Origin of the sequence: Streptomyces xylophagus (assembly GCF_000716435.1) — a bacterium.
GTDB classification, from domain to species: domain Bacteria; phylum Actinomycetota; class Actinomycetes; order Streptomycetales; family Streptomycetaceae; genus Streptomyces; species Streptomyces xylophagus.
Map to the genome: position 1 here is coordinate 135,063 of NZ_JNWO01000005.1, position 26,969 is coordinate 162,031.

Annotated in this window: 24 protein-coding genes; 11 read left to right on the plus strand and 13 right to left on the minus strand. The window is 70.5% G+C overall.

The features are described 5' to 3' along the window. The first annotated feature begins 58 nt into the window (after nt 1-58). Nucleotides 59-268 carry an MbtH family protein gene (locus tag OO70_RS11910; RefSeq protein WP_043668170.1) on the plus strand — a complete coding sequence of 70 codons (210 nt, stop codon included), beginning with the start codon at nt 59-61 and terminating at the stop codon, nt 266-268. Nucleotides 269-331: 63 nt separating this feature from the next. On the opposite strand, the gene OO70_RS11915 is transcribed toward OO70_RS11910, so the two are convergent. From OO70_RS11915 to OO70_RS11925, 3 genes are read right to left on the minus strand one after another with little or no spacing between them, the layout of a single operon-like run. Beyond that, nucleotides 332-1,408 (minus strand): iron-siderophore ABC transporter substrate-binding protein, encoded by a 1,077-nt coding sequence (locus OO70_RS11915; RefSeq protein ID WP_043668174.1) that lies wholly within the window; start codon nt 1,406-1,408, stop codon nt 332-334. Between the two features lie 51 nt (nt 1,409-1,459). Next, nucleotides 1,460-3,271: an ABC transporter ATP-binding protein gene (locus OO70_RS11920; protein ID WP_051741121.1), complete on the minus strand. Its 1,812-nt coding sequence runs from the start codon at nt 3,269-3,271 to the stop codon at nt 1,460-1,462. Further along, entirely contained in the window at nt 3,268-4,989 is a 1,722-nt protein-coding gene (locus OO70_RS11925; protein ID WP_199827300.1) for an ABC transporter ATP-binding protein, read from the minus strand. The genes OO70_RS11920 and OO70_RS11925 overlap by 4 nt, the downstream gene beginning before the upstream one ends. Before the next feature lie 217 nt (nt 4,990-5,206). On the opposite strand from OO70_RS11925, the gene OO70_RS11930 reads away from it, so the two are divergent. After that, nucleotides 5,207-5,851, plus strand: coding sequence for a DedA family protein (locus OO70_RS11930; RefSeq protein ID WP_043668176.1), 645 nt, complete (start codon nt 5,207-5,209; stop codon nt 5,849-5,851). 57 nt (nt 5,852-5,908) lie between these two features. Here the strand turns inward: OO70_RS11930 and OO70_RS11935 are convergent, their stop codons facing one another. Further along, nucleotides 5,909-6,436: a gamma carbonic anhydrase family protein gene (locus OO70_RS11935; protein ID WP_043668178.1), complete on the minus strand. Its 528-nt coding sequence runs from the start codon at nt 6,434-6,436 to the stop codon at nt 5,909-5,911. A gap of 110 nt (nt 6,437-6,546) precedes the next feature. Between OO70_RS11935 and OO70_RS11940 the strand changes: the two genes are divergently transcribed. Then, entirely contained in the window at nt 6,547-7,341 is a 795-nt protein-coding gene (locus OO70_RS11940) for an acyltransferase (RefSeq protein WP_043668180.1), read from the plus strand. Nucleotides 7,342-7,348: 7 nt separating this feature from the next. On the opposite strand, the gene OO70_RS11945 is transcribed toward OO70_RS11940, so the two are convergent. Continuing rightward, a complete protein-coding gene (locus tag OO70_RS11945; RefSeq protein WP_043668182.1) occupies nt 7,349-8,206 on the minus strand; it encodes a DMT family transporter in 858 nt (285 codons plus the stop codon). A 106-nt stretch (nt 8,207-8,312) separates the two neighbouring features. On the opposite strand from OO70_RS11945, the gene OO70_RS11950 reads away from it, so the two are divergent. Next, entirely contained in the window at nt 8,313-8,897 is a 585-nt protein-coding gene (locus OO70_RS11950) for a helix-turn-helix domain-containing protein (protein WP_043668184.1), read from the plus strand. A gap of 31 nt (nt 8,898-8,928) precedes the next feature. After that, nucleotides 8,929-9,486 carry a YbaK/EbsC family protein gene (locus OO70_RS11955; RefSeq protein ID WP_043668187.1) on the plus strand — a complete coding sequence of 186 codons (558 nt, stop codon included), beginning with the start codon at nt 8,929-8,931 and terminating at the stop codon, nt 9,484-9,486. A gap of 24 nt (nt 9,487-9,510) precedes the next feature. Here OO70_RS11955 and OO70_RS11960 read toward each other — a convergent pair whose 3' ends face one another. Beyond that, nucleotides 9,511-10,560, minus strand: a complete 1,050-nt coding sequence (locus OO70_RS11960; RefSeq protein ID WP_043668188.1) for a cation diffusion facilitator family transporter — start codon at nt 10,558-10,560, stop codon at nt 9,511-9,513. A gap of 59 nt (nt 10,561-10,619) precedes the next feature. Here OO70_RS11960 and OO70_RS11965 point away from each other — a divergent pair, with 59 nt between their 5' ends. Next, nucleotides 10,620-10,979, plus strand: a complete 360-nt coding sequence (locus OO70_RS11965; RefSeq protein WP_043668190.1) for an ArsR/SmtB family transcription factor — start codon at nt 10,620-10,622, stop codon at nt 10,977-10,979. Between the two features lie 26 nt (nt 10,980-11,005). Here the strand turns inward: OO70_RS11965 and OO70_RS11970 are convergent, their stop codons facing one another. The 5 genes from OO70_RS11970 to OO70_RS11990 form a co-directional block, all read right to left on the minus strand. Further along, nucleotides 11,006-12,232 (minus strand): 4-hydroxybenzoate 3-monooxygenase, encoded by a 1,227-nt coding sequence (locus OO70_RS11970; protein ID WP_043668193.1) that lies wholly within the window; start codon nt 12,230-12,232, stop codon nt 11,006-11,008. An 84-nt stretch (nt 12,233-12,316) separates the two neighbouring features. Further along, complete coding sequence (locus tag OO70_RS11975; protein ID WP_043668197.1) at nt 12,317-13,954, minus strand: APC family permease; 1,638 nt, start codon at nt 13,952-13,954, stop codon at nt 12,317-12,319. Nucleotides 13,955-14,100: 146 nt separating this feature from the next. Further along, on the minus strand, nt 14,101-14,520 hold the full coding sequence (locus OO70_RS11980; protein WP_043668200.1) for a CoA-binding protein: 420 nt from the start codon (nt 14,518-14,520) through the stop codon (nt 14,101-14,103). 91 nt (nt 14,521-14,611) lie between these two features. Continuing rightward, nucleotides 14,612-16,480, minus strand: coding sequence for a right-handed parallel beta-helix repeat-containing protein (locus tag OO70_RS11985; protein WP_043668203.1), 1,869 nt, complete (start codon nt 16,478-16,480; stop codon nt 14,612-14,614). A gap of 141 nt (nt 16,481-16,621) precedes the next feature. Next, on the minus strand, nt 16,622-17,617 hold the full coding sequence (locus OO70_RS11990; RefSeq protein ID WP_043668206.1) for a LacI family DNA-binding transcriptional regulator: 996 nt from the start codon (nt 17,615-17,617) through the stop codon (nt 16,622-16,624). Between the two features lie 195 nt (nt 17,618-17,812). Between OO70_RS11990 and OO70_RS11995 the strand changes: the two genes are divergently transcribed. Continuing rightward, nucleotides 17,813-19,771: a carbohydrate-binding protein gene (locus OO70_RS11995; RefSeq protein WP_234336827.1), complete on the plus strand. Its 1,959-nt coding sequence runs from the start codon at nt 17,813-17,815 to the stop codon at nt 19,769-19,771. A gap of 13 nt (nt 19,772-19,784) precedes the next feature. Here OO70_RS11995 and OO70_RS12000 read toward each other — a convergent pair whose 3' ends face one another. Beyond that, nucleotides 19,785-21,764 (minus strand): AfsR/SARP family transcriptional regulator, encoded by a 1,980-nt coding sequence (locus OO70_RS12000; RefSeq protein WP_043668210.1) that lies wholly within the window; start codon nt 21,762-21,764, stop codon nt 19,785-19,787. A gap of 127 nt (nt 21,765-21,891) precedes the next feature. Between OO70_RS12000 and OO70_RS12005 the strand changes: the two genes are divergently transcribed. From OO70_RS12005 to OO70_RS12020, 4 genes are all read left to right on the plus strand, one after another. Continuing rightward, entirely contained in the window at nt 21,892-22,773 is an 882-nt protein-coding gene (locus OO70_RS12005) for an alpha/beta fold hydrolase (RefSeq protein ID WP_043668213.1), read from the plus strand. 75 nt (nt 22,774-22,848) lie between these two features. Beyond that, the gene (locus OO70_RS12010) at nt 22,849-23,613 is read left to right on the plus strand and encodes a cysteine--tRNA ligase (protein ID WP_043668216.1); all 765 of its coding nucleotides are present in this window, start codon (nt 22,849-22,851) and stop codon (nt 23,611-23,613) included. Continuing rightward, nucleotides 23,610-24,155, plus strand: coding sequence for a SixA phosphatase family protein (locus OO70_RS12015; protein ID WP_043668219.1), 546 nt, complete (start codon nt 23,610-23,612; stop codon nt 24,153-24,155). Before OO70_RS12010 ends, OO70_RS12015 begins: the two co-directional genes overlap by 4 nt. 121 nt (nt 24,156-24,276) lie before the next feature. Continuing rightward, on the plus strand, nt 24,277-24,942 hold the full coding sequence (locus tag OO70_RS12020; RefSeq protein WP_043668222.1) for a hypothetical protein: 666 nt from the start codon (nt 24,277-24,279) through the stop codon (nt 24,940-24,942). A gap of 8 nt (nt 24,943-24,950) precedes the next feature. On the opposite strand, the gene OO70_RS12025 is transcribed toward OO70_RS12020, so the two are convergent. Then, nucleotides 24,951-26,921 (minus strand): APC family permease, encoded by a 1,971-nt coding sequence (locus OO70_RS12025; protein ID WP_051741123.1) that lies wholly within the window; start codon nt 26,919-26,921, stop codon nt 24,951-24,953. Nucleotides 26,922-26,969 lie beyond the last annotated feature (48 nt).

A 26,969-nucleotide genomic window follows, 5' to 3' on the forward strand; every position in this document is an offset into this window, starting at 1 on the left:
ACCGCACTTACCCACCCGACCCCGCCCGACCGCATCAGAGAGGCAAGGAATCCCCGACATGAGCAACCCGTTCGAGAACCCCGACGGCGTCTACTCCGTTCTCGTCAACGACGAGGGCCAGCACAGCCTTTGGCCCGAGTTCGTGGACGTGCCGGCCGGCTGGACGGTCGCGTACGGACCCGCCGCCCGTCAGGAGTGCCTCGACCACATCGAGACCAACTGGACGGACATGAGGCCGAAGAGCCTGGTCGAGGCCGACGGGGTCTGAGCACACGAAAGGGGGGCGGGTCCGAACCACCTCGGACCCGCCCCCCTTTCGCGTTCCCGTGTGTCAGGACGCCGGCTGCTCCACCTTCGTGGCGGTCTTGCCGTCCACCGCCGCCGCGAGCTGCGGCACGAGGCGGTCGAGGACGTAGGGGATGCTCAACACGGTGGACAGGGACACCGCGTTGCCGTAGTCACTGGTCTCCTTGATGAAGACCTCGCGGCCCTGCTTCACCACGTTCAGGTCGCCGTAGATCTTGTCGTCGTGCAGCTTGGTGACGGCCGTGGTGGTGTCCGGGACGATCCACACGGCGACCTTCTGGTCGAGGAGGTCGTAGCGCTCCTTGCTGATGTTGGCGCCGAACGTGTCACCGATGACCTTGTCGAGGTCCTTCGGGAGGGTGAAGCCCAGGTCGGACAGGAGGCGGGAGCGCGGGTCCTGGCTGCCGTAGACGAACACGCCCTCGTACGGGGTGGCCATGACGGCCGAGGCGCCGGCGAAGGCGGGGTTGGCCTTCTTCGCCGCGTCGAACTTGGCCTCGACGCCCGAGACCAGCGTCTTCGCCTCGGTGGCCTTGCCGAGCGCCTGGCCGATCTCCTCGGTCTGCTGCTGCCACGGCACGCCGTAGTCGTTGTACGCCTTCGGCTGGGCGACGACCGGCGCGAACTGCGACAGGCTCTGGTACTGCGCCTTGGTCAGGCCCGAGTAGACGGCGAGGATCAAGTCGGGCTTCAGAGCGGCGATCTTCTCCACCTGCGGGCCGGTGCCGGTGTCCTTGAGGACGGTCGGCGCCGCCGAACTCCCCAGCTTGTCCGTGGCCCACGGGCCAATGGCACCCTTGTAACCGCCGAGCCATTCAGTCGTGCCGACCGGCACCTTGCCCAGGGCGAGGACGGCGTCCTGGTCCGTGAGGCCGACGGTGACGATGCGCTTGGGCTCGGACTTGATCGTCGTACTGCCGAACTTGTGGGCGATCGTCACGGGAAAGGCGTCCGCGGAGGCCTTCGCCTCCGAACCCGCCGTCTCCGAAGAGGACGCATCGGAACCGGAGTTGGAGGAGCCGCAGCCGACCGCCGTGACGGCCAGCAGGAGTACGGAGGCGAGCAGGCCGGACAGCCGGGAGGCTCTGGTGGCGCGGGGCATCGGATGATCCTTCTGTTCGTCGCGGTGGGTTCGGCGGGGGGTGACAGGTCTTCAGCGAGGGGGGCTGGTGGCGTCGGGGGCGGCATCGGCGGAGCGGCTGTCGGACCAGGCGTGCCACAGGGTCGCGTACGGGCCCTGGGCGGTGAGGAGTTCGGCGTGGGTGCCGTTCTCCACGACCCGGCCGTCGCTGAGGACGATCACCCGGTCCGCGGTGGCGGCCTGGCTCAGCCGGTGCGCCACGACCAGTGCGGTACGGCCGCGCAGGGCCTGTTCGGCGGCCTCGTCGAGCTGACGGGCGCCCGAACTGCCCGCCTCCGCAGTCGCCTCGTCGAGGACGACGACCGGCGGGTCCGCCAACAGGAGGCGAGCCAGGGCGAGTTGCTGGGCCCGGTCGGCGGTGAGCCGATGACCGCCGTCGCCGACGACCGTGTCCAGGCCCTCCGGCAGCGCCTCGACCCAGCCGAGCGCGCCCACCGTGTCGAGTGCCTCGCGGAGTTCCTCGACGTGCGCGTCCGGGCGGGCCAGCCGGAGATCGTCGGCGAGCGGCCCGGCGAAGACATGGACCTCCTGCGTGACGAGCCCGACCAACTGCCCGGCCTCGTCCGGTTCCGCGCCGCCGACGTCGATCCGGCCCGACTGCGGGCGGTGCAGCCCCGCGACCAGCTTGGCGAGCGTCGTCTTGCCCGCACCGGTCGTACCGACCAGCGCCACCCGCTCCTTGGGCCGTATCTCCAGGTCGACGTCGTGCAGCACCGGGCGGCCCGGCACATACGCGTGCGAGACACCGGTCAGCGTCACGGACGGAGGTCCGGCGGCGGTCGTACGGTCGTCCGCGCGCTCGGCGACCACGGGCGCGGGCTCGTCCACCACACCAACGAGCCGCGCCAGCCCCGCCGTTGCCGACTGGGCGTCGTCGAGCAGCACCAGGGCGGTGTTGACCGGCCCGAAGAGACTGTGGAAGTACAGCGCGGCGGCGGTGGCCGTACCGACCGAGGCGGAACCGTCGCGCACCAACAGGAACCCGGTGACCAGGACCGCGGACAGCCCGAGGTACTCGGCGATGTGCAGCCGACTGTAGAAGCGCAGCATCAGCCGCACCCCGCTCATCGTCAACTCCACGGCGGCGCGCGAGCGTTCGGTGACCCGCCGGGTGTGTCCGGTCTGCAAGCGGTACGCCCGTACGGTCCGTGCCCCGCCGATGGTGTCCAGGAGTTGCTGCTGCTGCGTCCCGGTGGCGATGCGCTCCTTGGCGTACAGGGGAACGGCGTTGCGCACATACCAGCGCGCGGTGTGCGCCTGCACGGGCACGGCGATGAGCGCGGCCAGCAGGAATCGCCAGTCCAGCAGGGCGAGCGCGCCGAGCGTCAGCACGATCGACAACGCGGACCGCGCCAACTCGGGCAGCGCCCCGCGCACCGCGTCGGCGACCCGCGAAACATCCCGTGTGACACGGGAGTTGAGGTCGCCGGAGCCGGCCTTCTCCACCCGGTCCAGCGGAAGCGACAGAGCACGCTCGACGAACAGTTCACGCAGCCGCGCCAGCGCGGTCTCCCCGAGCCGTGACACCAGGGACATGCCGAGCGCGGTCGTCACACCCTGGACCACCGCGACACCGGCCAGCGCGACCACGGGGAAGGTGAGCGCGTCGGGGGAGCGCCGCTCAGTGACCACATCGACGATGTGGCCCAACAAGGGCTGGGTAAGCAGCCCGACGGCCGTGGCGACGACCATCAGCCCGAACCCGGCGGCGGCCAACCCGCGCTGCGGACGCAGGAGTTCACCGACTGCGGCGCGGGTGCGGGCCGGGGTGGCGGTAGGGAGAAGGGCGCGGTCGCTGTCCGTCTGTACGGCTTCCGTCGTCATGCCAGCACCGCCGTCCGGTAGGTCGCGTCGGTCCGCACCAGGTCCGCGTGGGTGCCCTCGGCGCCGACCCGGCCGGCGTCGAGGAGGATCACGTGGTCGGTGACGGCGAGAAGGGCGGGGCTGTTGGTGACAACGATCGTGGTCCGGCCCTGCCGGAACTCGCGCAGGCCGTCCGCGATGCGGGCCTCGGTCACCGTGTCGACGGCAGTCGTCGGATCGTGGACGACCAGGACAGGCGGCCCGGCACGCAACGCCCGTGCCAGCAGGACGCGTTGGCGCTGTCCACCCGACAGGGAACGACCCCCCTCGCCGACACTGGTCGCAATGCCGTGCGGCAGGGAGTCGGCCACCTCGTCGGCGCGGGCGGCGGCCATCGCGAGCTCCGTACGAAGATCCGGCTCACCGCCCTCCGGTGGTACCCCCCACTCCTCCTCCGGAGTCACATTCGCCGCCAACGAGCCCTCGAACAGCGCGGCGTCGTGCGCGGCGACCAGTACCGCCGCCCTAAGTCCCGCCGGATCAAGGCGAGTAAGCGGTACGCCGTCCAGCTCGACCGAGCCCGACTCCGGGTCCGTCTCCCGGCCCAGGCAGCGCAACAGAGCCTCGGCGCCGGCCGGATCGGTCACGGCGATGCCGGTCAACTGCCCGACGGGCAGGTCGAGATCGAGGCCGTCGAGCCCACCGAGCCGTACGCCGCGCAGCCGCAGTTCCCCGCGCACCGGCTCGGCGACCGGGTCGACGCCGCCCACGACGGCGGGACCGATGGCGAGCACTTCCGCGACCCGGGCGGCCGAGGCACGCCCCTGCGCCAGCTCGGCGTTGACCCAGGCGAACGTCTCCAACGGCCCGAGCAGAAACAGCGCGAGCCCCACCGCCGACACCAACTGTCCCAACGTAAGGGAGCCGTTGAGGGCGAGCCGCCCACCCACGAGGGCGATGAGCGCGATGAACCCACCGGTGAGCGCGAGCACGAGTCCCGTCTGCCAGGACTCGGCACGCGCCGAACGCAGCGTGGCGGCAAGGGAGATGCGGCTCGTCCGTCGATACCGCTCGACGGCGGCCTGCTGTGCCCCGAGCCCCTTCAGCACCCGCAGCCCGGCCACCAGGTCGGCGGCCACGCCCGAGGCATGGGCGGCCCGATCCTGCTCGGCCTCGCTACGACGCTCGAGCGGCTTGCTCAGCAGATGCCCCAGCCACAGCAGAACGGGCGTGCCCAGCAACACGATCAACCCGAGTGTCACGGACGTCAGCAGCAGCGCCACGGCACTGACGGCGACACCCGCGACGGCCCAAATCCCGGCCATCAGCGCCATGTTGACCGCGCCGACCCGCTTGGCGTCCTCGGTGGCGACGTTGGCCAGTTCACCGGGCAGCCGTCCCTCCTCGGCGCCGCCGCGGGCATCGAGCACCCGGCCCACGATCGCCAACCGGAGTGTGTGCGCGGCCTCTTCGGCACCGCGTTCACCGGCCTTGGCACCCAGCCGGAAACTCCACGACAGCGTCACGTACAGGACGGCCAGTACGCCGAGCCAAAGCGCCAGACGCCCGGCGTCCTGACCGGCGACGGCCTGATCGATGACGACACCGATGAGCACCGGAACCAGGGCTTCCCCCAGTTGGTGCACGCATCCGAGCGCCGAGCCGAGAGCGAGGCGCCGTCTCTGTCCCTTGACCGAGCGCGCCAGGACGTCCCGCCCCGACAGTTCCCCTGCTCCCACCAGCCACCCTCCGGAAACCGGCCAACTTAGGCAAGGCTACCTTAAGTGAATCCGGGGCAGGTGATGCCCTTTCGGCCCTTCCGGTAGGTAACGGAGCGGTTCCGATGCCCGTCGATCCGGGGGCGTCGGCGCGCGACGCCGAGCGGTACGCTTCCCAAGTGCGCCCCTTTTGCGGAGCACACAGGCAAGGCGGTACGCGAACTCTGGAGGACCGGCGTTGCACGTCCAGGAATGGCTCGACACGGTTCCCGCGGTGGCCGTCTACGCCCTGGTGGCGCTCGTCATCGGGGTGGAGAGCCTGGGCATCCCGCTGCCGGGCGAGATCGTCCTGGTCTCGGCGGCCCTGTTGTCCTCCCAGCACTCCGGCATCAACCCGGTCGTCCTCGGCGCCTGCGCCAGCCTCGGTGCGGTCATCGGCGACTCCATCGGCTACGCGATCGGCCGCAAGGGCGGACGCCCCCTGCTCGCCTGGCTCGCCGACAAGTTCCCCAGACACTTCAGCGAGGGCCATGTGGCCACCGCCGAGCGGTCGTTCGAGAAGTGGGGCATGTGGGCCGTCTTCTTCGGCCGCTTCATCGCCCTCCTCCGCATCTTCGCCGGCCCCCTCGCGGGCGTACTCCGCATGCCCTACTGGAAGTTCCTCATCGCCAACCTCCTAGGCGGAGTCATCTGGGCGGGCGGCACCACAGCGGTCGTCTACTACGTAGGAATCGTCGCCGAGGACTGGCTCAAGCGCTTCTCATACTTCGGCCTGGCGGCGGCGGTACTGGTGGGCGTCGCCTCAATGCTGATCGTCAGGCGCAAGGCCCAAAAGATGTCAGCCGAGAAAAACGAACCCGAGCCGGTAAACGCGGGCGAGTAACGTAGGGGCGCGGGGAACTGCGCGCCCAGCCACAACGAACCCGCACCCGCCAACGATCTACTCATGCACCCCCTTATGCGCCTTGGCCAACTCCGCATACATGGTCCCGTTCAACGTGAGCCCCTCCCGCTCCTCGGCGCTCAGTTCTCGGCGAACCTTGGCGGGCACACCGGCGACCAGTGACCCCGCCGGCACAACCATCCCCTGCGGCACCAACGCCTGAGCCGCAACCAGCGAACCCGCCCCAATCACCGCCCCGTTGAGCACCGTAGCCCCCATCCCAATAAGGCAGTCATCCTCAACGGTAGCCCCATGCACAACGGCGTTGTGCCCGACGGAAACCCGCTCCCCGACACTGACCGGAAACCCGGGATCGGCATGCAGCGTGCAGTTGTCCTGAATATTGCTGCTGGCCCCCACAGAGATCCGCTCCACGTCACCGCGCAACACGGCTCCGTACCAGACACTCGCCCCGACCCCCAGCGTCACATCCCCGATGACAGACGCCGTAGGAGCCACGAACGCCGACTCGTCGACCTTCGGTTCCCTGCCGCCCATACCCACGATCAACGCCCTGTGCGTCACAACACCCTCCCAAGCCGTCGGAGACACCCCGCACCGTACGTCATCCGGTAGGGCGAAGATCACAGCGGCCGAACCTCATGGCCACGGCTCACGCTGAGTACCGTGGCCGGGTGCCCAACCGCAAGAACACGTTCTCAGAATGGCGGCGCCACCTCGCGCAGCGCGCCGTCCACGCGGGCTGGGCCTGGGTGCAGCGCACGGGCTCCGTCACCGCCGCACACCCGGGACGGTTCCGCTTCGGCGCGATGGGAACAGGTACCAGACTCGCCTTCCCGCTGGGCACCGTCTTCGGCGAACCCTGGATCCACCTCGGCGCCCACTGCATCGTCGGCGAGCAGGTCACCCTCACCGCGGGTCTGATGCCCGACCTCGACCTCGGCCCCGACCCCATCCTGCGCCTGGGCGACGGCGTGGTCCTCGGCCGCGGCAGCCACGTCATCGCCGACACGACGGTCACCATCGGCAGCGACTGCTACTTCGGCCCGTACGTCTACGTCACGTCCACGAACCATTCCTACGACGACCCGCACGAGCCCATCGGCAAACAGTGGCCGCGCATGGAACCCGTCGAGATCGGCCCGGGCTGCTGGATCGGTACCGGCGCGGTGATCCTGCCGGGCGCGCGCATCGGCCGGAACGTGGTGGTGGCCGCCGGTGCCGTGGTCCGCGGCACGGTGCCCGACCACGCCGTGGTGGCGGGGGCGCCCGCACGGGTCGTACGCCGCTGGACCCCCGCCGAGGGCTGGCAGCCACCGCTGCGGACCCCGGCGCCGGTGCCGATCCCCGCGGATGTGACCCCGGATCAACTGCGCGCGCTGGCGGGCCTGGACGAGGCGGGCGCGGCCCGGCTCGCCGAACTCGACGAGAACGCGATCGCCTACCTCGCGGAACTGGACGAGGCCTGACCCGGTCTTATCCGGTCGCCAGCAACAACGTCCCCACCAACGCGAGCCCCGCCCCCGCCGCCTGCACCGCCCGCAACCGCTCGCTCAGGAACCCGCGCGCGGCCAGCGCGGTCACCACCGGATACAGCGACGCGAGCACCGCCGCCACAGTCACCGGCCCATGCTGCGCGGCAACGGAATACGTCCCGTTGGCCGCCACATCGGCGAGCCCCACGAAGGCCAGCGCCGGCAGCGAACCCCAGGGGAACCCGCCCGCCGGGAGCGCGGCCCCGCCGCGCCGTACGGAGACGTAGAGCGCGGCGCCACCGGTGGCGACGTTCGTCAGGCGCTGCACGAACAGCGCGAGGAAGAGGCCGGTGACGCTGGTGGACGCCTCCGCGATGAGCGCGAACACCGTGCCGAAGCCGAGCGCCGCGACGAGCGTCAGCAGGATCGCCCGGCGCTGCACGGGCGCGCCCCGCAACTGGGGTCCGCCCGCGAGGACCACCCCCGTGACGGCGACCGCGATCCCCGCCACCTGCATCAGGCCGGGCCGCTCCCCGAGGAAGAGCCCCACGCCGACCGGTACGGCCACGCTCAGCGTCGCGAGCGGCGAGACGACCCCCATCGGGCCCAGCGCGAGCGCCTTGTAGAAGGAGAGGAGGGCGACCGGCCCCACCAGCCCCGCCGCGAACGCGAACCACAGCCGCGGCCCGGCCTCGCTCCAGCCGCCGGTGGCCACGACGACCGCGCCGAGCACCGCCGCAGCGATCCCCTGCGAGACCACGACCACCGTCAGGGCGGGAGATCGTCGGGTCAGCAGGCCTCCGCCGAAGTCGGCCAACCCCCACAGGAGGCTGGTGGCCAGGGCGAAGAATGCTGTCACGGGGTGCCTCGCAGTACAGTTCGGTGAACGATTGGGTGCACCACACCATAGTTCACCAAAGTGAACCCTGTCATCCACAATATTGAACTGAAGGTATGGACGGAACGTGTCGGACCTCGACCTGCTGACCCAGTCCCTGGCGCGCAACGTCAAGCACTGGCGCTCGGTGCGCGGCTTCACCCTGGACGTGCTCGCCGCCCGGGCCGCCGTCAGCCGGGGCATGCTCATCCAGATCGAGCAGGCCCGCACCAATCCCAGCATCGGCACGGTCGTCAAGATCGGCGACGCCCTCGGCGTCAGCATCACCACCCTCCTCGACTACGAGCAGGGCCCGAAGGTCCGCGTCGTCCCCGCCGACCGAGCCGTACGGCTGTGGCACACCGACGCCGGCAGCTACAACCGCCTCCTCGCCGGCACCGAGGCGCCCGGACCGCTGGAGATGTGGGACTGGCGGCTGATGCCGGGCGAGAGCAGCCCCTCCGAACCGCACCCCACCGGCACGGTCGAACTGGTCCACGTCACCGCGGGCGAACTGACCCTCACCGTCGACGGCGAGGACCACCTCGTCCCGGCCGGCGCGAGCGCCACCTTCGAGGCCAACACCCCGCACACATACGGGAATCGGGGCGAGGTGCCGATGGAGATGATGATGATGGTGTCGGTCCCGCCGGTGCGCGGAGACACCCCGTGAGCGGCCGCCGCAGGGCTGTTAGCGTGCCGTCATGCGCGCACCCATCGGACACTTCGACCACGCCACCCCCGCCCCCGACTGCCTCGACGAACTGACCCGCCCGGTCGCCGACGCCGTGCGCGCCTGGCGCGGCAGCGTCCCCGCCGAGCAGATCGTCTACGTCGACACGGACCCCGAGTGGGCCGACACCGCCACCTTCGTCGAGCACTACGGCCGCGAACTGCTGGACCAGTCCGCGAACTGCGTGGTCGTGGCCGGAAAGCGCGGCGGCGAGACCATGCTGGCCGCCTGTGTGGTCCTGTCCACCACCCGCGTCGACGTGAACGGCGTCGTACGCCGCCAACTCGGCGCCCGCAAGGCCTCGTTCGCCTCCATGGACACCGCTACCGGCGAGAGCGGCATGGAGTACGGCGGCATCACCCCCGTCGGACTCCCCACCGACTGGCCGGTGTTGGTGGACTCGGCCGTCGTGGACCTCCCGTACGTCCTCGTCGGCAGCGGACGCCGACGCGGCAAACTCCTCGTCCCCGGCAAGGCGTTCGCGGAACTTCCGGGCGCGGTCGTGCTCGAGGGTCTCGGGGTCGCCTGACATCAGGCCATGCTGTGCCTGATGTCAGGCCATGCTGTGGTGGGCCAACTCCCCGTGCGGGTCCGCCTCGCCGGGCACCGGCGCCGGATCGGCGTGCACCAGGGCCGCCGTGAGCCGCGGCACCGCGTGCAACAGCGCGTGCTCCGCCGCCACGGCGACGGCGTGGGCCTGCCGTACCGTCGCCTCCCCGTCCACGACCAGCGCCACCTCGGCGCGCAGCCGGTGCCCGATCCAGCGCAGCCTCAACTCGCCCACGCCGCGCACCCCTTCGACCTCCCGCACGGCGTGCTCGGCGCGGTCCACCAGGTCGGGATCGACGGCGTCCATCACGCGCCGGAACACCTCGCGCGCCGCGTCCCGCAGCACCAGGGCGATCGCTGCCGTGATCGCCAACCCCACGATCGGGTCGGCGAGTTGCCAGCCCAGCGCCGCACCACCGGCGCCGATCAGCACGGCCAGCGAGGTGAACCCGTCGGTGCGGGCGTGGAGTCCGTCGGCGACCAGCGCGGCAGAACCGATCTCCCGCCCGACGCGGATGCGGTACCTGGCCACCCACTCGTTGCCCACGAACCCGACGAGCGCCGCGACGGCGACCACGGGAACGTGCGTGACGGGACGCGGATCGAACAGCCGGTCCACCGCCGCCCAGGCCGCGAAGGCGGCGGACGCGGCGATCGTCAGCACGATCGCGATTCCGGCCAGGTCCTCGGCGCGCCCGTAGCCGTACGTGAAGCGGCGGGTGGCGGCCCGGCGGCCGAGGACGAACGCGATGCCGAGCGGTACGGCGGTCAGCGCGTCCGCCGCGTTGTGCACCGTGTCGCCGAGCAGCGCGACCGACCCGGACACGACCACCACGACCGCCTGCACCAGCGCCGTCACCCCGAGCACCGCGAGCGACACCCAGAGCGCGCGCATACCGCGGGCCGAGGACTCCAGCGCGGAGTCGAGTTTGTCGGCGGTCTCGTGGGAGTGGGGAGTGAGGAGGTGGGTGAGGCGGTGCCGGACACCCTTGGGGGAGTGGTGATGGTGGTGCCCGTGTTCATGGCCGTGATCGTGGTGGTGCTGGTCGCTCACGTGCGTCCCCTTCCGGTGCGCGGGTGGACGTACGGCGTCCACAGGGCCATTATGTGCGTATGAGCGCACGCATGCACCTATCACCTGCGCATGATGCGCATCCGCGCACCCCCGGCGAGGAACAGTTCGCGCTGGCGGCCGAACTCCTGGCCCTCCTCGGCGACCGCACCCGCCTGACCCTCCTGCACGCGCTGACGGCGGGCGAGTCCGACGTCAGCACCCTCACGGAGGCATGCGACGCGGCCCGCCCGGCCGTCAGCCAGCATCTGGCGCGGCTGCGCCTCGCGGGGCTGGTGACCACGCGCAAGGAGGGCCGCCGGGTCATCTACTCACTGAGCGACGGCCATCTACGACGGCTCGTCGACGAGGCGCTGAACGTGGCCGACCACCGGCTCAACGACCGCCCGCCGCACGACTGACAATTTATTGGGGAACCGGTGTCCTTTTATTGGGGACCGGTGTCCTTGCCCAGGTACGACTCCGCGAACGCGAGCCCGGCGGCGGGGGATTCGAAGACGCGGCGCAGTCGGGCGAGGGTGGTGCCCGCGCGGTACGGATCGCCCGACGAGGCGCCGTGGTACACCTCGGAGAGCCACTGCGAGAACTCCTGGTACTCCCAGACGCGACCCAGACAGGCCTCCGAATAGCCGCCCAGGCCTACGGAGTCGCCCATCGTGAGGTACGCGACGAGCGCGTCGCCGAGCAGGAACGCGTCGTGCAGGGCGAGGTTCATGCCCTTCGCGGCGATGGGCGCGGTGAGGTGGGCCGCGTCGCCCGCGAGGAAGAGGCGGCCGAACACCATGGGCTCGACAACGTAGTTGTGCATGTCGAGCACGCGCTTCTCGATCAGCCGACCCTCGGTCAGCGGCGGGGCGCCGGTCGCGGCGAGCCGGTGCTGGAGCTCGGCCCAGACGCGGTCGTCCGGCCAGTTGTCGGGGTCGTCGCCGGGCGGGCACTCCAGGTAGTAGCGGGTGACTTCCGGACTGCGCGCCATGTGCCCGGCAAACCCGCGCGGGTGGACGCCGAACAGCACACAGTCCGAGGACGGCGGCGCCTCGGCGAGCAGCGCGAGCCACCCTATGCCGTAGTCGTGCCGCGCGACACGGGCCCGCTCCGGCGGCAACGCGGCCCGGGTCACCCCGCGCGCACCGTCACAGCCCGCCACGAAGTCGCAGCGCACGAGCTGCCGTTGACCGGTTTCCGGGTCGGTGTACGACACCGCCGGGCGGTCGGTGTCCAGGTCGTGCAGCTCGACGTCCCGCACGCCGAAACGGATCTCGCCGCCCAGCACGTCCGCGTACTCCCGCACCAGATCCGTCACGAGCAACGGCTGCGGATAGACGTAGTGGTGATGCCCCGTCAACTCGGTGTACGACAGCCGGTGCCGCTGCCCGCCGAACCGGAACTCGCACTGCGTGTGCCGCTGCGCCCGCTCCAACAGGTTGGCGGCGAGGCCCCGTTGGCGCAGTCCTTCGACAGCCCACTCCTCGATGACACCGGCCCGTGGCCGCTGCTCGATGAACTCACGGGTCTCCGTCTCCAGCACCAGACAGTCGAGCCCGGCCGCCCGCAGGATGTTGCCGATGGTGAGCCCGGCGGGGCCGGCGCCCACGACGACGACCGGAAAGCGGGGCGTGGACGGGGAGTTGGGGTGGGGGGAGGTGGAAGTCACCGGACCAGTATGACGGTGTCCGGACAACCGAAAACCGGCCACCTGGGCGGCGGCCGGTTCGGATGCGGCTGGGGAGGGACCGGATCAGTGCGCGGGCGCGTCCGTGATCACGACCTCGTCGATGCTGCGCTCGATGTCCTCGGACCGCGACGCGGTCGCCTTGGCCCAGTAGTAGATGCCGAGGGAGAAGACCGCGACCACCACGATGTCCCACCACAGTGCGATGTGACCCTGACCACCGAAACTGCCCTGCCAGGAGATGAGTCCCAGACCCAGCAGATAGGCCGGCAGCCACTGCGCGGCCCTCCAGTCCAGCCGGGGCGCGTCGGGCCGCTCACTGGCCGTGGCGTACCAGGCGTAGGTGCCGAGCAGCAGGTAGCCGAGGACGATGGCGATGCCGAGCCGCCACAGGGTGTCCCAACCGGCCCAGTAGATGATGAGGTTGGCCACCACGAACGACAGCGGCGAGAGCACCTTGCCGAAGGGGAGCCGGTAGGGGCGCTCCAGCTGCGGCAGCCGGTCGGAGAACACGCCGTACGCCAGCGGGGCACCGGCGTACATCAGGACGCTCGCCGAGGTGATGAACCCGACCAGCTCCTGCCAGCTCGGGAACGGCAGGAAGCAGACCACGCCGGTCACGAAGGAGATGATCAGGCCGAACCACGGCACGCCCCGCTTGTCGGTGTCGGCGAAGACCTTCGGCGCGTAGCCGTTCTTGGACAGGCCGTAGGAGACGCGCGAGGTGGCGGTGGTGTAGATCAGGCCGGTGCCACCGGGGGAGATGATGGCGTCGAGGTACAGCACGACGCTCAGCCAGCCGAGGCCCACCACGGTCGCGAGGCCCGCCCAGGGGCCGCTGATGCCGGCGTACGCCAGCTTGGCCCAGCCGTGTGCGAAGGAGCTGCCCGGGAGCGCGCCGATGAAAACGACCTGGAGCAGGACGTAGATGGTCGCGCCGATGGCCACGGAGCCGAGCGTCGCGCGTGGCAGGTCCCGCTTGGGGTCGCGGCTCTCGCCCGCGAGCTGGATGGCCTGCTCGAAGCCCAGCAGGGCGAAGATGATGCCGCTGGAACTGATCGCGCTCAGCACACCCTTGGCGCCGAACGGAGCGAAGCCGTGCGAGGTGAAGTTGCCCGGGTGGAAGTTGCCGACCGCGATGATGAATATCGCGGCGAGCGGCACGGCGATCTTCCACCAGGTCGCGGCGCTGTTGGTGTGCGCCAGGACCCGGACGCCCAGGAAGTTGACCACGACGAACACCGCCATGAGGATGACGGCGACGAGGATCCCGCTGCCCGTCAGCGTCCCGTCGGTGTGCTGGAAGCCGGTCGCCCAGGACCAGTGACCGGCGTAGCCGATCATCGCCTCGACCTCGACCGGCGCCACGGTCGCCGCCTGCAGCCAGGAGAACCAGCCGAAGGACATACCGGCCAGGCCGCCGAAGGCGTAGTGCGGATAGCGTGCCGTACCGCCCGCGACCGGGAACATACCGCCGAGTTCCGCGTGCACCAGGGCCAGCAGCACGATCGCCACCGTGCCGATCAACCAGGAGATGATCGCCGCCGGACCGGCCACCACCACGGCCTTCTCGGCGCCGTACAGCCACCCGGAACCGATGATTGAGCCCACCGAGGCCCACATCAGTCCGATCAGTCCGACATCCCGCCGCAGACCGCTCGGGTCCCTGGTGGCCTCTGGTACGGACTGGTCAACACTCACCATGTCAAGGGGCCTCTCGAAGTCAGCACGCATGCTTAACGGGCAAGAGGCCTCAGGCTAGGAATGAATGAATATTTACAGAAGTCCGTTGTATGAAACTTTGCTTGTCTTCGAGGGCTTCTTTGACAGGTTCACAGCTTTACGACAGGTCAGTAGGAGCTACGACCGAGGCCCGGGATCTCGATCGCCGGGCACCGGTCCATCACCATCTCCAGACCCGCCGCCCTGGTCCGCTCGTACGCGGACTCGTCGATCACGCCGAGCTGGAACCACACTGCCTTCGCGCCCTTGGCGACCGCCTCGTCGGCGACCGGGCCGGCGAGGTCGCTGTTGACGAACACGTCGACGACGTCGACCTCGAAGGGGATGTCCGCGAGCGAGGCGTACCCCTGCTCACCGTGGACCGTCTCCGCCTTGGGATGTACGGGGATCACGCGCTTGCCGAAGCGCCGCAGCACCTCCGCGACGCCGTACGCCGCGCGGGACCGGTTCGAGGACAGTCCCACGACCGCCCAGGTGTCACCGGACTCGGTGAGGATCTTGCGGACCGTTGCTGAGTCGCCGTACACGATCGGCCTCCTGGGACGGGTTCGTCGCCTGCTGCTGTCTTTGACGGGACAACAGCAGGCGACGGCCGGGGATTCCGCGCGGTGGGGCGGTTCAGTCCTCGACCACGGTCGTGTTGAGGCCCTTGTCGTAGTGGTTGCGGGCGATCTTGATGCCCGAGCTGCCGTGGAAGACGAACAGCGGTGAGGTGTACGGCGGTTGGTCCGGTCCGGCGAGGCGGCGGACCGTGTTGCCGGTGAAGGTGAAGCCGCCGACGCTCTTGGCGTTGACGACGGTGACGTCGCCGATGTCGAAGGAGTTGTGCTCGACCGCGATGTTGTGGTGCACCGGGTTCGCCGCGTCGACGACCTGGTTGGTCGGTTCCACGAAGATGACCGGGCCGGTGGGCCGGGTGAAGGTGTTGTCGCGGATCGTGAGGTCGGCGACCGGGCCCGACTCGTACCACTGGTAGGCGTCGGCGGAGACGTAGATGCTGGCCATGGACATCGCGTCGAAGCGGTTGCCGGTGATCAGGACGGGCTTCCGGGTGGTGACCAGGATGCCGCGGGTCGGCACGTTGCGGAACGTGTTGCCGGAGATGACGACCGACGGGGCGGCCGTGATGTTCTCGACGACCGTGCCGCCGATCTCGACCCCGGCGGGAACCGGCCGGTCGAAGGTGACGGTCATCGTGGTCAGGGACTTGGTGTGGTCCATGCCGCTGGGACCGTCCACCGCCGTGACCTTCGCGTGCGCGTCCGTCAGCGGGACCATCGTGCGCTTGGTCGTGAACTCGACCTCGTCACCCGGGGCGAACTGAGGGAAACCGGCGGTCTGCGGGTGTTCGTAGGCGAGGGTGAGGGTGTTCGGGCCCGGCTGTCCCGCGACTTCGAGATATGTGCCGTGGATGTTGATCGGGTCGTCGTGCGGGCCGTCGAAGAGGCTCCGGGTGATCGAGACCTTCCCCTTCACGCCGGACATCTGCACGAAGTCCGCGAACGAGGCCGTCGACCGGCCGGACTTCGGGTCGGGTGCGAAGTTCACCTTGTCGATGGAGATGTTCTCGCTGAACTGCCCGACCACACCGAAGGATTGGAGGTAGTAGGCGTTCATCGAGCGCATCGTGACGTTCTTGGACTGCCAGATGAAGGCGCCCGGTTCCGTGCGCTCGATGAGGCGCATCTGGTAGACGAGCCCGGCGTCCGTCGGCTGTGCCGCGGTGGTGTAGTCGATGCGGATCCGGCGGTTGCCGAGGTCGGTGACCGAGGCGACGTCGTTGAAGAGGGGGTTGTCCCCGCGCCAGGTCTTCTGCGCCTCGGGGTCGTGGATCTGCGTGTACTGGAGTCCGTCGACACCCGACCAGTACGGCTGCCCGGTGGCCGGGCTCTTCTCGCCGAGCCAGGTGATGTGCGTGCCGTTCACCTGGTAGGGGCTGCCGGCCGGGATCTTCAGGACGCGGTAGGCGTGCGCGTCAGTGCCGTCGGTGACACCGGCGGTGGCGACGGTCGCGTCGATGACCTCGGGGGCCGCGTAGTCGAACGAGAGGTTCTGGAACGTCACATCGGTCGAGCGGATCGACGCGAACGCCGTCTGCAGACCGTGGTAGACCAGCTTCGCCCCGCCGCCGTCGACGGTGACGTCGTGCATGTCCTCGATCAGCAGCCCGATCTTCTTGTCCCGGTAACGCTGGTCGGCGCCAACGGTGTTGGAGACGTACAGCTCCCGCGTCTCGGCCCGCTCGGGGTACAGCTGGTAGGTGCCCTTCGAGAAGACGATCCTGACCGGCCGGTCGCGGTCGACGCGCTTGGCGTGCCGCAGCGCCGCGACGACGGCGGGCGTCGAGTCGGTCCGGCCCGTGGGGTCGGCGCCGTAGGCATCGACGTCGACCACCGCCACCGGCGCCGGTCTCGACGCCGCGGCGACAGGACTGCCGCCGCCCACGAGCAGCGCGAGCGCCACCCCGAGAAACACATACCGAGACATAACCAGCCCCTCCGGAGTATTCATGAGTCATCAAACACCCGATGAATATGCGGAGTTGCCGCCGATTTCCTGGTCGGATCTCCGACTGGAGTGTCCTTAGATCCGACCTCTAGGTCAATGGTCTGGACGAGGCAGGGGCAGTTACACCCTCGGCGCCGCCGTGCTCGCGCGGATCACCAGCTCGGGGTCGAAGAGGAGCTCGCCGACGGGGACGTCGCGGTTGCCGACCAGGGCGAGGATGCTGCGGCCCACCTCCGAGGCCAGGCGGTCGGCCGGCTGGCGGACCGTGGTGAGCGGGGGATCGACGAAGTCCATGATCATGGAGCCGTCGTAGCCGACGACCGACACGTCCCCCGGCACGTCGTACCCCTGGCGCCGCGCCCCGCGGATCGCGCCCAGCGCCATGTAGTCGCTGGCGCAGACGATCGCCGTGGCACCCTGTGCGAGGAGCGAGATCGCGGCGGACTGGCCGCCCTCCACGGTGTAGGACTGCCGGACCACCCACTGCTCCGGGTCCTCGACACCGCGCTTGCCCAGCGAGGCGACGAAGCCGCTGACACGGCGGTCGGCGGGGCGGTTGCCGACCGGGCCCGACGCCATGCCGATACGGCGGTGGCCGAGCCGGTGTAGGTGGTCGACGGCGAGTTCGGCGGCGAGCAGGTCGTCGGTGGAGAACACCGGCGCCTCACTCACGCCCTCGAACCGGCCGTTGACCCCGACGAACGGGATCCTGCGGGAACGCAGGAGTTCGTACGCCGCCGGGTCCGCGCCCTCGATCGTGTTGCTGGCCGAGAGGAACACGACGGCGGCGACACCCCGGTCGGCGAGCGAGGTCACGAAGTCCAACTCCTGCACTCCGCCCGGGAAGCACGGGCACAGGACCGTCTTCAGACCGTGCGGGGCGAGCACGGACTCGATCCGCTCGGCGACATCGGCGAAGAACGGGTTGGAGACCAACTCGGTGACGACCGCGACGAGTTGACCCCGTGTCTGCCGCTCGTACCCCAGGTCGGCCATCGCCTGCTCGACGGCCTCGCGGGTCCTGCGGGACACGCCCTGGCGCCGGTTGATGACGCGGCTGACCGTGGCCTCGCTCACCTGCGCCCGGTCCGCGACCTCGGTGATGCCGACCTTCATGCCGTTCCCTCCGAGAACCCGACTTGCAAGAAGTGGACGAAAACTTTCAGCTCATCCGTCCGAGCAAAGTAGCAGCAGAACTGCGTGCCTTCCATGTTTCTCGCGCATGACCATTGAACCGCCACTTCCGCCCCTGCTAGCTTTCCGGCCACCACGCGGCCCCCACCCCGCCGTCACCGAAGACCGGGAGACCCGATGAAGCCCTCGCGGCTCATGCTGCTCACCGCTGTTGCCCTGCTCGCACCGATGGCTCCCGCTCTGTCGGCCACCGCGTCCGCCGCACCCCGCCCCCAACTCGCCATCCCTGACCCCGGGTTCGAGAACGGCGGCACCGGCTGGACCTTCACCTCGGGCGCCGGCGTCGGCACCGGCAACAGACACGGCGGCGAGCGCTTCCTCTACCTCGACGCCGGAGCCGGCAAGAGCGCCGAAACGACCATCGTCGCGCCCCGTGACGGCAGTTACGACTTCTCCGCGTGGATCGGCAGCGCCGGCACCGGCGGCACGTACACGGTCCGGCGCAACGGCGTGACCGTGCAGACGATCACGCTGCCCGAGCATCGCCCGTACGCCCGGTACACCATCAGCGGCGTCACGCTGAAGACCGGCGACCGGCTCCAGATCGAATTCGGCTCCGGCACCGCCTGGGTCAACGCCGACGACCTGATGATCTCGCCCGCCGCGCCCGCCGACCCCAAGGTCACCTCGTCCGACCCCGAGGTCGCCGAGATGTTCGCCTGGGCACAGAAGAAGGCCAACAGCTGGGTCCAACTCCCCGGCACGGTGGGCCCGATCAACGTCGACGAGTACCAGACCGGCGGCACCGGCACCGCGTCGTACGAGCCCACCTACTGGGCCGGATACGCCAACCGCAGCGCCTACTACTCCCGCGACATGACCCACCAGCTCGCCGGCGCCCACCTCATCGGCCTCGACGCCGAGAACGAGACGATGCTCCGCTCCTACGCGGCATCGGCCACCGCCGAGCACAAGTACTTCCCGGTGTGGTCCCTCAACTTCGACGCCAAGACCTATCTGAGCATCGACTACAAGAGTCCGGACAACTTCGTGCGCGAGGTGCCGGCCACCTTCGAGCTCGTCGAGAAGGCGGCCCAGGCCTACCTCTGGACCGGCGACCGCAGATACGTCGACGACCCGGTCCTGTGGGACTTCTACCGGCACGCCACCGACCAGTTCATCGACCTGCACAACTCCGCCGTGGACAACGGCAAGGTCAAGGTCGCCGAGGGCACGGGCAACGGCATCTTCCAGGGCGCCGCCAGCTATAACGAGCAGGACGGCGACGGACTCGCCGAGGCCGGAGACGGCATCGCCTCCGAGTACCAGGCGTATCTGGCGATGGCGATCCTTGCCCGCGGCAAGGGCGACACCAAACTCGCCAAGACCTACGACAAGCGCGCCGCCGATCTGAAGACGTACTTCAACGACACCTGGAGCGGCACCGGCAGCGGCGCCGACATGGTCCGCGCGTACACCCTCTCCGGCACCCCGGTCACCGGCTGGGGCAAGGAGAACAGCGTCTTCATGCCGATGAAGCAGATCCTCGACCCCGGCCCGCGCAACGACGCCTACCTCGACTACATCCAGGCGCAGGAGCTGGGCCCGGACGGCTCGCCCAACATCGAGTCGACGACCTACCTGCCCGACATGTTCTTCAAGAACAACCGCGACGACACCGCCTGGCAGTGGATGCAGAAGATCTACGGCGAGCGGGAGACCCAGCACGTCAACTCCAGCCAGGGCCCCGACGGCGACTACCCCGAGGTGTCGTTCACCCTGGTCAGCCAGACCATCCAGGGCCTGATGGGCATCACCCCGGACGCGCCCGACCACAAGGTGACCACCCAGTCACAGCTGCCGACCGGCATGAAGTGGCTCCAGGTCGCCGATGTCCCCATCGGCACGGGCACCGTCACCGTCCGCCACGACGGAGCGACGAAGACCACGCTGACGAACAACTCCCGCAAGGACGCCTACAGTTGGGAAGCCCGCTTCCCCGGCGTCCACAAGAAGATCAAGGTCAACGGCGTCCCGCAGCGCGTACACACCAAGACCGTCCACGGCGTGACCTACACCTACGCGACGCCGACGGTACGGGCCGGGGCGACGGCCGTGGTGCAGGTGACCGACTGACCCGAACACCGGCTCACCGAGGGCCCCGTAGCGCGACGGCGAGCTCGTCGAGGTACCGCGCGACCGGGCCCAGGGTGACCAGACCACTGCCCGCCCCGGCCAACTCGGCTGCGGCGGGGGTCAGTTCGGCGTGAGCGCGCTCCATCATGTCCCGGTCGCCCACGCCGATCGCCGCGCGGCCCGCCAGACACCACAGGGCCTCGAACATCAGGTCGCGCGGCGGCTCCGGAAGCGAACGCAGCGCGGCCCGGGCGTCGTCGGGGCGGTCGTGGGCCAGCAACACGAGGGGCCGGGCCCACGGTTCGTACGGTCCCCAGTCGGTGTCCTCGTCGGTCTGGGCGGGCCGCCCGTGCCGCAGGCGCACGCACAGCAACCCCAGCGGCAGCAGCCCGCGTTCCAGCCCGGGCATACCGGCTCCGTCCAGCCGCCGCGCCGCGTCCCGGTAAGCCGCCTCCACCTCGGCCACCTGCGCCCGACCGGTCTCGGCGAGCCGGAGCGCCCGGTACCAGTGCGTGAACACGCCCACCAGGGGCAGTTCATGACGATCCGCCAGGCGATCCGCCGCTGTCGCGTGCGCCTCGGCTCCGGTGAAGTCCGCGAGGGCGCTGCGTGACTGGAGCCGGACGAGATGCCCGAGGACTTCGTAGGTGAAGAGGCCGTAGCGGGCGGACAGGGCGATCAACTCGGCGCCGATCTCGTCCCGTTGTGGGGCAAGGCCCGCGCGGTGGAAGGTCTGCATGAACACCCCGTTGAGGGCGAAGGCCAGTAGCGCGGGGTCGTTCAGCCGGCGGGCGATGTCCTCCGCCTGGCGGGCGGCCTGGGGTCCGCGTGCCGAACGGGTGCCTCGTGACTCCAGGGCGATCGTGGCCAACAGGCGTGCCCGCGCCGCGAGATGGGCGTCCGACGGCAGTGCGGCCAGGGTGTGTTCGGCGGCGGCCACCGTGTCCGCCGCCTGTTGCGGGTCGTCGACGCGGGTCCAGATCGCGGGGACGTCGTAGGCGCCGATCACGCGGGCGGTGAGTTCCGTGTCGCCCAGTTCCGCCGCCGCAGTGATGGCAGCGAGGCGATGCCGGCGGGCCGCCTCCAGGCCGCCGCCCCCGGTCACCGCGAGGTCGCGCAGCAGCCCCACCGTCGACTCCAGCCGCGCACGGGCACCGGACGCCACGGTCCGGTCGTAGGCCGCGGTCGCCTGCGCCCACACACGCTCCGCCGGACCGCCGGGACCGGGGTCCAGGTGCGGTGCGTGGTCGAGGATGTCCGCCTCCAGGCGGCGCAGGGCCGGGCCCGGATCCGCCCCCAGCTGTTCCACGAGGAGGGTGCGCGCCCGGCGCAGCACCGCGAGCGCGTCGCCCTGGCGGCCGGTGCGGTACAGGGCCAGCGCCAGCAGTCGCCAGGCGTCCTCGCGCCACGGGTGCTCGGCCACGTGCGCGTCCAGGTCGGGCACCGCCTCCGCGGCCTGCCCCAGGGCGAGTTGGACCTCGGCCCGACGCTCGACGGCGTGCAGCCGCAGCTCGCCGAGGCGGGAGCGCTCCGCCCGCGCCCAGCTCTCCTCGCCGAAGTCGGCGTAGGCGGGACCCCGCCACCAGCCCAGCGCCTCCTCCAGCCGGGCGAGCGCGTGCGGGTCCGGCAGGGCCCCGGCGGCGGTCACCGCCCGCTCGAACCGCCACGCGTCCACGGCCTCAGGCTCGGCACGCAACGCGTACCCGGGACCCTCGGTCACCAGCAGCCTGGCCGGAGTGCGCGGCGGGCGCTCCGGTTCCAGTGCCCGGCGCAGCGCGGCCACGAAGGTGCGCACCGCGCCCACCGCGTCGCCGGGCGGCTCGTCCTGGCCCGCCCACAGATCCTCGACCAGCCGCCCGACCGGGACCACCCGACGCCGGGCGACGAGCAGCCGGGCCAGCACGGCCCGGTGCCGGGGCCCCTTCAGGGCGATCGCGTCCCCGGCACCGTCCCAGGCCGCCACCGGCCCCAGCACCCCGAACGCGACGTCCATCGCCGACCACCCTTTCCGGGGCATCGCCCCAGGTCACGGTAGCGCGCTCACTCGATGCTCATCGGCGCGCGGCAGGCTCGGAGGCATCCCTTACGACTGCGACGACCGTACGAAGGAAGAGCGCACCATGCCACCGACCATCCCCGGCTTCACCTACCATCGCGTCCCCGTCGCCGACGGCGTATCCCTGAACGCGGCCGTGTCCGGCTCCGGCACCCCGATCGTGCTGCTGCACGGCTTCCCGCAGACCCACCTCATGTGGCGCCACGTCGCCGCCGACCTGGCGGCCGACCACACGGTGATCTGCCCCGACCTGCGCGGCTACGGCGCGAGCGACAAACCGGCCGAGACCGACGGCTCCGCCTACGCCAAGCGCACCATGGCCGCGGACATCGTCGCCCTCGCCCACGCCCTGGGCCACGACCGCTTCGCCCTCGCCGGGCACGACCGCGGCGCCCTGGTCGCCTTCCGTGCCGGACTCGACCACCCCGGCACGATCACCCACCTCGCCTGCCTCGACGTACTCCCCACGCTCGACATGTGGGACGTGATGCACGGCGTCACCGCAGCCGTCGGCTTCCACCTCTACCTGATGGCCCAACCCCCGGGCCTGCCCGAGCAGTTGATCGCCGCCGCACCCGACGCCTTCTTCGGCCACTTCCTCGACATCTGGACCAACGACCCGCAGGCGATCCCCGCCGACATCCGCACCGCCTACCTCGACGCCTGCCGCGCCGCGATCCCCTCGATCGTGGCCGACTACCGCGCCTCCGCCGGCATCGACATCGCCCACGACCGGACGGACCGGGACGCGGGCAACGTGCTGCGGATGCCGGTCGCCGTCCTCCAGCAGGACTGGGGTGCCGCCCTCGGCTTCGACGCGGCGGCCCTGTGGCGTGCCTGGGCACCTGACCTGCGCCACGACACGGTCACCTGCGGCCACTTCATGGCGGAGGAGGCGCCCGCAGCCGTAGCAAAGACACTGCGGGACCTGGTCGCCGCCCGCTGAACGGGTGCGCTGATAGTCACCCCGCGCCGGACAGACCGGGGTGAATCCCGCCACCTCGGCCGGAACAGAGCGAACATGCATGCGTACGGCCCTCCGCCCGCCTACGCTCAGGCCGTGCTGCGCATCATCGACTCCCGAACCGGCGAGCCCGTCGAAGCCGCCCCCGCCCGCCGTGGCCTGACCAGGGTCGAGGCGCACGCGTCGGGCCTCGACGCCACGGCACTACGCGTGCTCCTCGTCTCCGACCTCCTCGTGCGCGCCCTGGAACTCGGCGGCACCCCCGTCTGGGCACTGCTCACCGGCGACCGGGAACAGGCCGAACTCCGCGCCGCCGCAGGGGCATTGGGCATCCGCCCCTTCGAGGACGGCGGAGACATTGGCTCCGGACTCGGCGAGGCACAGGTCCTCCACGTGGCCGCCGAGGGCGGTGCGACCACCGGGGGAGTCCTGGTCGCCGTAGCGCCCGTCGATGCGGCTACGGCCGCTGCCCCGGACCTCTCCGACCCGGGCGCGCTTCGGCTCGCCCTGCTCTCACAGCCCAGGGACCTGCCGGGACGGCTCGACGCGGACGCGCTGGAGGAGGCGCGGCGGACGCTGGCGCACTGGCGAGGGTCGGTCGCCGACTGGGCGCGTCGGCCCTCGCGGCCGGTGCCCGACGAGGTGCGCGTGCAGCTGCGGACCGCCTGGGAGGACGACCTGAACGTGCCCGAGGTGCTTGAGGTGCTGCGCCGGGTGGAGACCTGGCCCGACCTTCCGGACGGCGCCCGCTTCGAGACGTACGCCTACGCCGACCGGCTCCTCGGTCTCGAACTCACCCGTGACATCGGGTCGTTGGCGTGAGTGCCGCCCGTTCCGGAGCCCGGCCGCTGCGCCGTCTGGTCGTGCTGCGGCATGCCAAGTCCGCCTGGCCGGAGGGTGTTCCCGACCACCGGCGGCCCCTCGCCCCGCGCGGCCGCAGGGACGCCCCGGCGGCCGGGATCGCGCTCGTCGAGGCCGACTGTCTGCCCGACCTCGCCCTGTGCTCCACGGCCGAACGGGCGCGCCAGACCTGGGAGTTGGCCTCCGCCGAGTGGGGGACCCCACCGCCGGTACGGTTCGAGCCGCGGCTGTACGCGGCCGACGTACCGGAGCTCCTCGACGCCGTCCACCAAGTGCCGCCCGAGGTCGAGACGTTGCTCCTGATCGGGCACAACCCCGGCCTGGAGGATCTGGTCCTCGAACTCGCCGGCGACAGCCTCGACGACGCGCTGGACGAGGTCCGGGTGAAGTTCCCGACCTCGGCGATCGCCGTCCTTGCCTGGCACGGCAGCACCTGGCAGGACCTCGCCCCGGGCACGGCCCTGCTGACAGGCCTGACCGTGCCGAGGGGCAAGAAGAAGTGAAGTAGGGCCGCCCCCAAGGGACTTGGAGGAAGCGCGGGCAGCGCGTTGTCCGGGCATGGAAATATGCTCCGGGCGGGGCGGTGCCGACCTCCTCGGACGAACCAGGCGAAGGGCTACTCACATGGGGGACATGTCCGCCGAGCGGCGCCGCATCCTGCAGTCGCCTCCGCCCGAGCTCGCCGCGGAGGCGGCCGCGAACCCGGGCGGGTCGGTCGCGGTGATCGATCCTGATCTCGTCGGCGACCCCAACGGCTACGTCCCGGGGGAAGCGGTCCTGGGTGTCTGGCGGGTCGGCGAGGACGGGAAGCTGACCGGTGAGTTCGTGGAAAATCCGCACTACGGCCCTCCCAAGGACGACTTCGCCAAGCTCACCGATTCCAAGCACTGGCTGGGCTGGCTCGGTGAGCAGCCCGCCGTCGCGGTGCGCGACTCCATCGCGGGGATCTTGGAAGAACAGGTCCCTGGAGCGGTCCTGGAGTGGATCAAGGTCATCGACGTTCCGCGTTATCTCACCGGAGGTCGTCCTCAACCGGACGACGAGAGCCACCTGATCGTCACCCGGGCGGGCATCGCCCTGCCCTTCGCGCTCTCCGTGACCAGCCCCGGACGCAGCCGGGACATCCTCCAGGGTGTGTTCACCTGGGTCGCCGTCCGACTCGACCAGCCCGGCACACGCAAGGACCAGGTCTGGTTCGACCTACGAGCCGACCTGGACCGGGCCGAGACGGAACTCCGCGAGCGGATCTACCTCGTCGGCCAGAACCCGGCCCCCGGCACCTCCACCTGACCTCCCGGTCAGCCGACGTGGACGCGCGGCCGTCGCTCCGGGTCGGGTTCCGCGCGCCGCAGTACCTCGCGGGTGACCGGGGCGACCTCGCCGTCGCCGAAGACGAGGAAGCGGATCAGATGGCTGACGGGGTTGCCCTCGGTCCAGGTGAAGTAGGCGTGCGGGACCTTGCCGGTGCGGTCGCGCAGGGTCAGCAGGACGGCGGCGATCGTGTTGGGCACCGTGGGACCCATGACGCGCAGTCGGCGTACCCCGTACTTCTCCTCGCCGTGGACGGTGATGTCCGCGGAGAAGTCGGAGGAGTCATGGAGGAGCACTTCCAGGAACAGCACGGGGCCGCCGTCCGGGATGTGGGTCTCCTCGCGCTGGCTGTACTCCTTGGCGCGGTACTCACGGGTGCTGTGCTCGTCCGGTTCGTTGGCGATCAGCCGCAGCGGGCCGCTGCGCGCCGCCTCGTCGACGAACCGGGACGCGTTGTCGTCGAACGTGACCTCGGCGGCGCGCAGTTCGAAGGCGCGGTGGATGCGCGAACCGAACGACGTCACCAGGATCAGCACGATGAAGATGCCCGCGATCTTGATGCCGTCGGGCCGTTCGATGACGTTCGTGACCAGCGTGTAGGCGAACACGGCGGTGATCGCCCCGAACCCGACCGTGGACTTCCGATGGCCCCGCTTGTGCACGGTGACCGTGGAGGCGAACGCGGCGGACAGCATCAGCACCAGCACACCGGTCGCGTACGCCCCGCTCTGCGCGTCGACGCTCGCGTGGAACCACAGGGTGATCAGGACGGCCGTCACCATGAAGACCAGGACCAGGGGGCGTACCGCTCCCGTCCACTCCGGCGCCATGCCGTAGCGGGGCAGATAGCGCGGGACGAGGTTCAGCAGCCCGGCGAGCGCGGACGCGCCCGCGAACCACAGGATCGCGATCGTCGAGATGTCGTAGAACGTGCCGAAGACCTGACCCAGGTGCTCGTGCGCGAGATAGGCGAGCGCGCGGCCGTTCGCCGGGCCGCCCGTCTTGAACGCGCTCTGCGGGATGAGGATCGTCGTCGCCAGGCTGGACAGCAGCAGGAAGCAGGACATGATCACGGCGGCCGTGGTGAGCAGCTTGCGGGTCTCGCGGATACGGCCCGTCGGCTTCTCGTACGTGTCCGTCGGATCGCCCTTGACCTGCGGCATCACCGCCACACCCGTCTCGAAGCCGGACATGCCGAGCGCGAGTTTCGGGAACACGAGCAGCGCCACGCCGACCATCGCGAGCGGCGAGGAGTGCGCGGCCGTCATCGCGTCCGTCCAGTCGCCGATCTTCACCGGATGGCTCAGCACCTCCCAGGCGGACACCGCGAGCACCACCACGTTGAGCGTGAGGTACGCGCCCACCAGCACCACGGCGATTCCGATGGCCTCCCGGAACCCCTTGAGGAAGACCGCGCCCAGCGCGCCGACGAGCACCAGGGTGATCCAGGTGTTCCCGCCGTGCATCCAGCCCGGTGCGAACGGGTTCTCCACGACGTGCGCCGCCGCGTCCGCCGCCGACAGGGTGACCGTGATCATGAAGTCCGTCGCCGCGAAGCCCAGCAGCACCAGGACGAAGATCTTCCCCGACCACCACGGCAGCAGCCGCTCCAGCATGGCGATCGACCCCTCGCCGTGCGGACTCTCGTGCGCGACCCGCCGGTAGACCGGCAGCGCCCCGAGGAGCGTCAGCCCGATCAGCACGATCGTCGCCAGCGGGGAGAGCAGTCCGGCCGCGAGCGCGGCGATGCCCGGCTGGTAGCCCAGGGTGGAGAAGTAGTCGACGCCGGTCAGGCACATGACCCGCCACCAGCGGTGACCTTCGTGCTCCGGGTTCGGGGTGGCGTGCGGGCCCGGATGCCGGGCGCTCTGCTCGCTCAGCCCGTCCAGGAGCCAGGCCCGGCAGCGGTCCGCGGCGGACCCCGTGGTCTCCGTACGGTCCGCCTGTGTGCCGGTCATGGTGACAACCCCCTGCGATCGAACGTCCGTGCCCGGTGTCCGGACAGC

Excerpts from the sequence above, each read along its gene's own strand:
- OO70_RS11910 (WP_043668170.1), top strand. The coding sequence starts at position 59 with ATGAGCAACCCGTTCGAGAACCCCGACGGCGTCTACTCCGTTCTCGTC.
- OO70_RS11915 (WP_043668174.1), bottom strand. The coding sequence starts at position 1,408 with ATGCCCCGCGCCACCAGAGCCTCCCGGCTGTCCGGCCTGCTCGCCTCC.
- OO70_RS11920 (WP_051741121.1), bottom strand. The coding sequence starts at position 3,271 with ATGACGACGGAAGCCGTACAGACGGACAGCGACCGCGCCCTTCTCCCT.
- OO70_RS11955 (WP_043668187.1), top strand. The coding sequence starts at position 8,929 with ATGCGCGCACCCATCGGACACTTCGACCACGCCACCCCCGCCCCCGAC.
- OO70_RS11965 (WP_043668190.1), top strand. The coding sequence starts at position 10,620 with ATGAGCGCACGCATGCACCTATCACCTGCGCATGATGCGCATCCGCGC.
- OO70_RS11975 (WP_043668197.1), bottom strand. The coding sequence starts at position 13,954 with ATGGTGAGTGTTGACCAGTCCGTACCAGAGGCCACCAGGGACCCGAGC.
- OO70_RS11985 (WP_043668203.1), bottom strand. The coding sequence starts at position 16,480 with ATGTCTCGGTATGTGTTTCTCGGGGTGGCGCTCGCGCTGCTCGTGGGC.
- OO70_RS11990 (WP_043668206.1), bottom strand. The coding sequence starts at position 17,617 with ATGAAGGTCGGCATCACCGAGGTCGCGGACCGGGCGCAGGTGAGCGAG.
- OO70_RS11995 (WP_234336827.1), top strand. The coding sequence starts at position 17,813 with ATGAAGCCCTCGCGGCTCATGCTGCTCACCGCTGTTGCCCTGCTCGCA.
- OO70_RS12000 (WP_043668210.1), bottom strand. The coding sequence starts at position 21,764 with ATGGACGTCGCGTTCGGGGTGCTGGGGCCGGTGGCGGCCTGGGACGGT.
- OO70_RS12005 (WP_043668213.1), top strand. The coding sequence starts at position 21,892 with ATGCCACCGACCATCCCCGGCTTCACCTACCATCGCGTCCCCGTCGCC.
- OO70_RS12010 (WP_043668216.1), top strand. The coding sequence starts at position 22,849 with ATGCATGCGTACGGCCCTCCGCCCGCCTACGCTCAGGCCGTGCTGCGC.
- OO70_RS12020 (WP_043668222.1), top strand. The coding sequence starts at position 24,277 with ATGGGGGACATGTCCGCCGAGCGGCGCCGCATCCTGCAGTCGCCTCCG.
- OO70_RS12025 (WP_051741123.1), bottom strand. The coding sequence starts at position 26,921 with ATGACCGGCACACAGGCGGACCGTACGGAGACCACGGGGTCCGCCGCG.